The following is a 2,443-nucleotide window of genomic DNA, read 5'->3' as shown; positions in this document are numbered from 1 at the left end:
TGCCGGAACGCCGAACTTGCTCTCGTAGGCATCGCCCAGATCCGCATTGAGCAGGTCGCCTGTGTCTGCCGTGATGACGAGCCGGAAGCTGGCATCGGGGATGACACTCCGGCCCGCTGACATCGGCTCCGTAGCGAAGATAAGCAGCTTGGAAGCAAGCGCAGTGGCAGCAGCTCCCAGCTTGAGCTCTAGCTCACCTGCTAAGGTGACATTGAGTGTGGGCACGAAGTCGGCGACGGGAACAGTCGGTTCGATGGCCAGCGGTGCATCATCCAGCTCGGGGAGAGCAAATTCTCCGCGTGTGGCGTTAAGCGCGATGTAGAGCCGATGTCCCGTAGGGTTGTAGAGGTCCCCGTACTTACCCGTCTTGGTGATCTGTCCCGCGAGGCTGTTCCATCCGACGCGCTGCTCCTCAGTGATCGTGCTCCAGCGGGCAGCAAAGATACTGAAGCGGTCGCGAACATTCATCTGGCGCTCCGAGTTGGGTTGCTCAGGAACAGTGTTCTTACGAAGGTAGAGGCCGCTGGGGTTGCGGGCGAAGACGTTGTCACCGAACTTGCCGGAAACGTCGTCGAGGAGGCTGTTAAGTTTCGCTTTCATGAGGTGTGGTTCTCCTTGTTTGTGTCCCCTAGTTCGGGGAAGGCAGGAACCACAAAGACGAAGGCAGCGAACCTTGCTCGTGGTTCGCTGCCATAGATACGAGATTACCACACAAACGTTTGCCTGTCAAGGGTATGGTTTAGAGCACAGCACCGGATAAGTTTAAGCGGATCAACTACTTTTGGTAAATGCTCGGCGCAGGGTAGCTTCACTCTCCCCTGCTCGGGTCAGGACACCGCGTAGGTGGGAGCCAAAGATGCGCCAACCTACCAAACTTAAGGAGGCAACACGCTCTGCCAAAATAGCATCTTCCATTCGGGCTCCTACCACGCCATCGAAGACAATCGCATTGCCCACCACATCAGGGCTATCGCCCGGAAGCGGAGGAAGGTACATGCGGCGGTTCGATCGGAAGCTGAGCAGCTCGCCTAGCTGCGCTTTCGCGGACGGCTCGGTGCGTAGGATGGGATGAAGCGGCAGCAGGAGAGCATACTCACGACGCCCCGGAACGAGGTCACAGGTCGAGTTCGCGATGGCATAGCTCCTGCCCACAAGGCGCTCTCCGAGGAGATAGGCGGCATCGGTGCGAATAACATCGCCTTGTAGCAGAACAAACTCATCTTCGGTGTCCGCAATCACTCCCTGTGCCACGGCAGCTTCGTAGTGTATGGGAAAGCATACCAAGGCCCCCGAGGCATTAAAGAGCTGAACCCGCTCGTTGCGGCTCAGACCTTGCGCGAACGCTTGAACCGTTTTGAGTGCCTCGTCGCCATGGGAAAGCTCCTGTAAAGAGCGCTCCAGCTCGACAAGGCTCATCGCCGCTCCTCAGCTACAAGGGGGCGAGGAATGTTCTCTAGGTCAAGGTCATCGTCAGTATCCTCAAGGTCTAGTCCTTCAGGCTTGAGCGGCTCAAACTGGCTCCGTGTGGGAAGGAGCGGCAGATCCCCCATGAGCATCACGGCCTCTGTCAAGGCCTCTAGTGTGGCCTCATCAGGGTGGAGCTGGGCCGCCCTCGCTGTGGCAAGCACAACTCGCATCCCACCACGCAAGCGCTCGACATCGCGTGCCAAGCCGTAGAGGCTCTGGAAGTCGCTCTCAGTGAGGATGCGATACTGCCCACTTTTGGTCACTAAGGTGCCGACTTGCCCCGGTGTCACGGCTTGGAGTGCGGTATTTCCCTGCGTGCGAAACTGTTCAAACGAGGGCCAGAACGGGCCTTGGCGTAGTGTGACCTCGCGTGCAAGCGAGGCATTCTGCGGTTTTACGGCGGTGATGGTACTCATGCTTTTTTCTCCTGTGCATTAGTATAGGCTATCGCAGAGGAATTAACAACGGATTCCGTTGGGTTCACATTGATTTGTTTATCTATCCCCCTTCCGTCCCCCAGGGGAAACGTGTAATCAGCCTTTCCCTCTCATGCTGTCGGCGGGGCAGGGCTTGTGCTATCCGGTGGGCTGGGTGCGGCGCGTCGGTCGGCACGCAGCGCGGGTGCAGCTCGGTCAGCTTCGCACGCCGCCGCCGTCGCAGCGGCGCAAGATTAGTATCAATAAGTATTATTAGATCAAAAATAATTTATAAAATAGCAGAACATATGTTTGATTATGGTCACTATTTGGGTATACTATTAGTGGCGGGCACTGCCCGACTAATCGCCCAGAAATGGGAAAAGCGCCGGGGAGCGGTCTGGAAAACTCACCCCGACGCTTGGAAAGGAAGCCACCGAAATGGCTACCAATTTAGATTGTAACACGCTGCTGTCGCACGTTGCCACACAGCGGGGGGTGCAGGAAGGGCGATTGCATATAAAATCCGAGGTATTCTGAGCCAAAATGCACTTGGCTCA

At 56.9% G+C, this 2,443-nt stretch carries 3 protein-coding genes; all 3 read right to left on the bottom strand.

Annotated elements, in window-relative coordinates:
* The coding region (locus RMO15_RS10180; RefSeq protein ID WP_309711504.1) for a hypothetical protein at positions 1-600 on the bottom strand (600 nt) is incomplete at its 3' end.
* A gap of 171 nt (positions 601-771) precedes the next feature.
* Positions 772-1,416: a hypothetical protein gene (locus RMO15_RS10175; RefSeq protein ID WP_309711502.1), complete on the bottom strand. Its 645-nt coding sequence runs from the start codon at positions 1,414-1,416 to the stop codon at positions 772-774.
* Entirely contained in the window at positions 1,413-1,883 is a 471-nt protein-coding gene (locus tag RMO15_RS10170) for a hypothetical protein (protein WP_309711500.1), read from the bottom strand. The genes RMO15_RS10175 and RMO15_RS10170 overlap by 4 nt, the downstream gene beginning before the upstream one ends.
* Between the last annotated feature and the right edge of the window lie 560 nt (positions 1,884-2,443).

This window comes from Armatimonas sp. (assembly GCF_031410135.1).
Classification (GTDB): domain Bacteria; phylum Armatimonadota; class Armatimonadia; order Armatimonadales; family Armatimonadaceae; genus Armatimonas.
The sequence above is the reverse complement of the archived record's forward strand: the minus strand, read 5'-3'. Positions and strand labels throughout refer to the sequence as shown.